This is a genomic window from Agrobacterium tumefaciens, from assembly GCF_009649785.1.
Lineage (GTDB): Bacteria > Pseudomonadota > Alphaproteobacteria > Rhizobiales > Rhizobiaceae > Agrobacterium > Agrobacterium tumefaciens.
In genome coordinates this window covers 1-5,825 of sequence record NZ_WJOK01000054.1, presented here as the reverse complement: position 1 = coordinate 5,825, position 5,825 = coordinate 1, and the positions used below count along the sequence as shown (strand labels likewise).

Below are 5,825 nucleotides of genomic sequence, written 5' to 3'. Positions count from 1 at the left end.
TATAAGTCCGCTCACTGAACGAGGGCGGCGGCGCTGCTGGCGACGAAGTCTTTCGTTCTAAAGAAATCATGTTGATGAGCTGACTGCTTGTTGTTTTCCAAGGGCTTTTGCTTTTGGGGTTTGATTTTGTGACTGCATTGAGCGGTCTGTTTTTTGACAATTGAATATGAGAAGAAAGAGAAACGTGGGCGGCGAAGCTTGCGGGGTCTGAAGGAATTCAGGCTCTGATTGAATAGACTTTGACGGTCACGTTTTAATGAGACAACACCAATTTTGCGAGCAGCGATGCTTGGATGAAATTGATGTGAGTTCTCGTCGATTCAGAATAACGTGACAATAGTCAATGATTGAATTCTCAACTTGAGAGTTTGATCCTGGCTCAGAACGAACGCTGGCGGCAGGCTTAACACATGCAAGTCGAACGCCCCGCAAGGGGAGTGGCAGACGGGTGAGTAACGCGTGGGAATCTACCGTGCCCTGCGGAATAGCTCCGGGAAACTGGAATTAATACCGCATACGCCCTACGGGGGAAAGATTTATCGGGGTATGATGAGCCCGCGTTGGATTAGCTAGTTGGTGGGGTAAAGGCCTACCAAGGCGACGATCCATAGCTGGTCTGAGAGGATGATCAGCCACATTGGGACTGAGACACGGCCCAAACTCCTACGGGAGGCAGCAGTGGGGAATATTGGACAATGGGCGCAAGCCTGATCCAGCCATGCCGCGTGAGTGATGAAGGCCTTAGGGTTGTAAAGCTCTTTCACCGGAGAAGATAATGACGGTATCCGGAGAAGAAGCCCCGGCTAACTTCGTGCCAGCAGCCGCGGTAATACGAAGGGGGCTAGCGTTGTTCGGAATTACTGGGCGTAAAGCGCACGTAGGCGGATATTTAAGTCAGGGGTGAAATCCCAGAGCTCAACTCTGGAACTGCCTTTGATACTGGGTATCTTGAGTATGGAAGAGGTAAGTGGAATTCCGAGTGTAGAGGTGAAATTCGTAGATATTCGGAGGAACACCAGTGGCGAAGGCGGCTTACTGGTCCATTACTGACGCTGAGGTGCGAAAGCGTGGGGAGCAAACAGGATTAGATACCCTGGTAGTCCACGCCGTAAACGATGAATGTTAGCCGTCGGGCAGTATACTGTTCGGTGGCGCAGCTAACGCATTAAACATTCCGCCTGGGGAGTACGGTCGCAAGATTAAAACTCAAAGGAATTGACGGGGGCCCGCACAAGCGGTGGAGCATGTGGTTTAATTCGAAGCAACGCGCAGAACCTTACCAGCTCTTGACATTCGGGGTTTGGGCAGTGGAGACATTGTCCTTCAGTTAGGCTGGCCCCAGAACAGGTGCTGCATGGCTGTCGTCAGCTCGTGTCGTGAGATGTTGGGTTAAGTCCCGCAACGAGCGCAACCCTCGCCCTTAGTTGCCAGCATTTAGTTGGGCACTCTAAGGGGACTGCCGGTGATAAGCCGAGAGGAAGGTGGGGATGACGTCAAGTCCTCATGGCCCTTACGGGCTGGGCTACACACGTGCTACAATGGTGGTGACAGTGGGCAGCGAGACAGCGATGTCGAGCTAATCTCCAAAAGCCATCTCAGTTCGGATTGCACTCTGCAACTCGAGTGCATGAAGTTGGAATCGCTAGTAATCGCAGATCAGCATGCTGCGGTGAATACGTTCCCGGGCCTTGTACACACCGCCCGTCACACCATGGGAGTTGGTTTTACCCGAAGGTAGTGCGCTAACCGCAAGGAGGCAGCTAACCACGGTAGGGTCAGCGACTGGGGTGAAGTCGTAACAAGGTAGCCGTAGGGGAACCTGCGGCTGGATCACCTCCTTTCTAAGGAAGCTGTGGAACAGTAAGACGCCTGACATGATCAGGATGAACTTTCCCGTGCTTTTTAGAACATAGATGGCACCAGTCAGGTGACCATCGAAACGTAATACGCCACGGAAGTTGCTTTTAGCGCTCGGTTGGTATGGCAGGTCTCGCCGTCCACGTTTCTCTTTCTTCAAAAAGGATATAAACCTTTGGTTTGCGCTCACGCCTGTTCGGATCTTTGATCCTGGCTCCGCGAGGGCGCCGGATGACCGGCGACGGCCTCTGGCCTGTATGGGTGTCCAGTTGGACGCGTCATATGTTCGGTTGGAAGGGCCCGTAGCTCAGTTGGTTAGAGCACACGCTTGATAAGCGTGGGGTCGGTAGTTCGAGTCTACCCGGGCCCACCATTGGTTTTTGGAATTTGCCTGATCCCTGGCGGTTATGCTGTCGGGTGTTTGCGATGGTTGGGGCTGTAGCTCAGCTGGGAGAGCACCTGCTTTGCAAGCAGGGGGTCAGCGGTTCGATCCCGCTCAGCTCCACCAATCGCTAGCGCGATTGGTGAGGTTATGTCTTGACGCTGTCGCGGCTTTGCCGTTGCGCTCCAGACGGGCCGGCCAATGATGGCCGACGGCCGACCGGCCTGTGTGGGTGGATTGATCGGTGAGTTGAATATCCTTTTGAAGAAATAAAAGTTTGCATCTTCTGCTAAGGAAGATGCCTGTTCTGAATACATTGTGAAGAGAAGATATGTCTGGAAGCGTCCAGGTGTTTTGGGTTTATGCCTGAAACGTCCGAGACCAATCCTTGTGAAACCATGTGATGGCTTAGTCGGCCGGAATTGGTGGAGGGGTTGGAGGTAGGAAGGATCGCTTGTCCGAGGCATTTTTGTTGTTGGAGCTTTTGCTCCTCTGATGGGAATGCTGGATTGATGTTGCCTGACCGCGCATCACCGGATGATATCTCGAGAAGCTGGTCTTAATGATACGACCTCGAAGTGCACCGGCGTGCCTTCAAAGAGGATTGTATCGAACACGTCGATGTCATCAGGATATGATCTGGTTGTAAAAGGTAACCGGATTGCCGTTCCTTTGGAACGGCTATGGATGAGCATAGACAATGAGAACGAAGAAGTGAATTAAGGGCATTTGGTGGATGCCTTGGCATGCACAGGCGAAGAAGGACGTGATACGCTGCGAAAAGCCGTGGGGAGCTGCGAATAAGCTTTGATCCATGGATCTCCGAATGGGGCAACCCACCTTAAATGCTTGGAAAATCCAGTCTGTTTTATGAACGGCCTGGGTTTCCAAGCATTGTGATAAGGTATCTTACTTTCGAATACATAGGGGTAAGAAGCGAACGCAGGGAACTGAAACATCTAAGTACCTGCAGGAAAGGACATCAACCGAGACTCCGTAAGTAGTGGCGAGCGAACGCGGACCAGGCCAGTGGCAATGATGAATAAAGCGGAACGATTTGGAAAAGTCGGCCATAGAGGGTGATAGCCCCTTACGCGTAGAACAGTCATTGTCCTTGAGTAGGGCGGGGCACGTGAAATCCTGTCTGAACATGGGGAGACCACTCTCCAAGCCTAAGTACTCGTGCATGACCGATAGCGAACAAGTACCGTGAGGGAAAGGTGAAAAGCACCCCGACGAGGGGAGTGAAATAGAACCTGAAACCGGATGCCTACAAACAGTCGGAGCCCGCAAGGGTGACGGCGTACCTTTTGTATAATGGGTCAACGACTTAGTGTAACTAGCAAGCTTAAGCCGGTAGGTGTAGGCGCAGCGAAAGCGAGTCTGAATAGGGCGATTGAGTTAGTTGCATTAGACCCGAAACCGAGTGATCTAGCCATGAGCAGGCTGAAGGTTGGGTAACACCAACTGGAGGGCCGAACCCGTATCTGTTGCAATAGATTGGGATGACTTGTGGCTAGGGGTGAAAGGCCAATCAAACTCGGAAATAGCTGGTTCTCCGCGAAATCTATTTAGGTAGAGCGTCGACCGAATACCCTCGGGGGTAGAGCACTGGATGGGCTATGGGGACTCACCGTCTTACTGATCCTAACCAAACTCCGAATACCGAGGAGTACTAGTCGGCAGACACACGGCGGGTGCTAACGTCCGTCGTGAAAAGGGCAACAACCCTGACCTCCAGCTAAGGTCCCCAAGTCATGGCTAAGTGGGAAAGGATGTGAGGATCCCAAAACAACCAGGATGTTGGCTTAGAAGCAGCCATCATTTAAAGAAAGCGTAACAGCTCACTGGTCTAAATAAGGGTCTTTGCGCCGAAAATGTAACGGGGCTAAAGCCATGCACCGAAGCTGAGGATGTGACTGTTGCGTGGTAGCGGAGCGTTCCGTAAGTCTGTGAAGGCGGACCCGTGAGGGCTGCTGGAGATATCGGAAGTGCGAATGTTGACATGAGTAACGATAAAGGGAGTGAGAGACTCCCTCGCCGAAAGACCAAGGGTTCCTGCTTAAAGTTAATCTGAGCAGGGTTAGCCGGCCCCTAAGACGAGGCGGACACGCGTAGTCGATGGGAACCACGTTAATATTCGTGGGCCTGGTGGTAGTGACGGATCTCGTGTGTTGTACATTCTTACTGGATTGAATGTGCGGCGAAGAGGTTCCAGGAAATAGCTCCACCGTATAGACCGTACCCGAAACCGACACAGGTGGTCAGGTAGAGTATACCAAGGCGCTTGAGAGAACTATGTTGAAGGAACTCGGCAAATTGCACGCGTAACTTCGGAAGAAGCGTGACCCCATTTTACGCAAGTATGATGGGGTGGCACAGACCAGGGGGTAGCGACTGTTTATCAAAAACACAGGGCTCTGCGAAGTAGCAATACGACGTATAGGGTCTGACGCCTGCCCGGTGCTGGAAGGTTAAAGGGAGGGGTGCAAGCTCTGAACTGAAGCCCCAGTAAACGGCGGCCGTAACTATAACGGTCCTAAGGTAGCGAAATTCCTTGTCGGGTAAGTTCCGACCTGCACGAATGGCGTAACGACTTCCCCGCTGTCTCCAACATAGACTCAGTGAAATTGAATTCCCCGTGAAGATGCGGGGTTCCTGCGGTCAGACGGAAAGACCCCGTGCACCTTTACTATAGCTTTACACTGGCATTCGCCAAGGCATGTGTAGGATAGGTGGTAGGCTTTGAAGCAGGGACGCCAGTTCTTGTGGAGCCATCCTTGAAATACCACCCTTATCTTCGTGGATGTCTAACCGCGGTCCGTTATCCGGATCCGGGACAGTGTATGGTGGGTAGTTTGACTGGGGCGGTCGCCTCCGAAAGAGTAACGGAGGCGCGCGATGGTGGGCTCAGACCGGTCGGAAATCGGTCGTCGAGTGCAATGGCATAAGCCCGCCTGACTGCGAGACTGACAAGTCGAGCAGAGACGAAAGTCGGTCATAGTGATCCGGTGGTCCCGTGTGGAAGGGCCATCGCTCAACGGATAAAAGGTACGCCGGGGATAACAGGCTGATGACCCCCAAGAGTCCATATCGACGGGGTTGTTTGGCACCTCGATGTCGACTCATCGCATCCTGGGGCTGGAGCAGGTCCCAAGGGTATGGCTGTTCGCCATTTAAAGCGGTACGTGAGTTGGGTTCAGAACGTCGTGAGACAGTTCGGTCCCTATCTGCCGTGGGTGTAGGAATATTGACAGGATCTGTCCCTAGTACGAGAGGACCGGGATGGACGTATCTCTGGTGGATCTGTTGTCCTGCCAAGGGCATAGCAGAGTAGCTATATACGGAATGGATAACCGCTGAAGGCATCTAAGCGGGAAACCAACCTGAAAACGAGTGTTCCCTATCAGAGCCGTGGAAGACGACCACGTTGATAGGACGGGTGTGGAAGCATGGCAACATGTGAAGCTTACCGTTACTAATAGCTCGATCGACTTCTTCGTTCCCATTGTTCATGCTCATCAAAGATGAGCATCATCTGTTCTGTCCTGACGCGCATAGCGCTCCGGACGGGCCGCGCCACAGG

The 5,825-nt window shown here is 52.7% G+C and carries 2 tRNA genes and 2 rRNA genes; all 4 read left to right on the top strand.

Annotation, left to right across the window (positions count from 1 at the left end):
* The first annotated feature begins 356 nt into the window (after positions 1 to 356).
* The 4 genes from GH784_RS26970 to GH784_RS26950 all read left to right on the top strand — a co-directional run bounded on the left by GH784_RS26970 (position 357) and on the right by GH784_RS26950 (position 5,742).
* Positions 357 to 1,841 (top strand): 16S ribosomal RNA (locus GH784_RS26970).
* 312 nt (positions 1,842 to 2,153) lie between these two features.
* Positions 2,154 to 2,230, top strand: a tRNA-Ile gene (locus GH784_RS26965).
* 59 nt (positions 2,231 to 2,289) lie between these two features.
* A tRNA-Ala gene (locus GH784_RS26960) sits at positions 2,290 to 2,365 on the top strand.
* A 582-nt stretch (positions 2,366 to 2,947) separates the two neighbouring features.
* A 23S ribosomal RNA gene (locus GH784_RS26950) occupies positions 2,948 to 5,742 on the top strand.
* Together the 16S and 23S rRNA genes with 2 tRNA genes alongside form the textbook arrangement of a ribosomal RNA operon.
* Positions 5,743 to 5,825 lie beyond the last annotated feature (83 nt).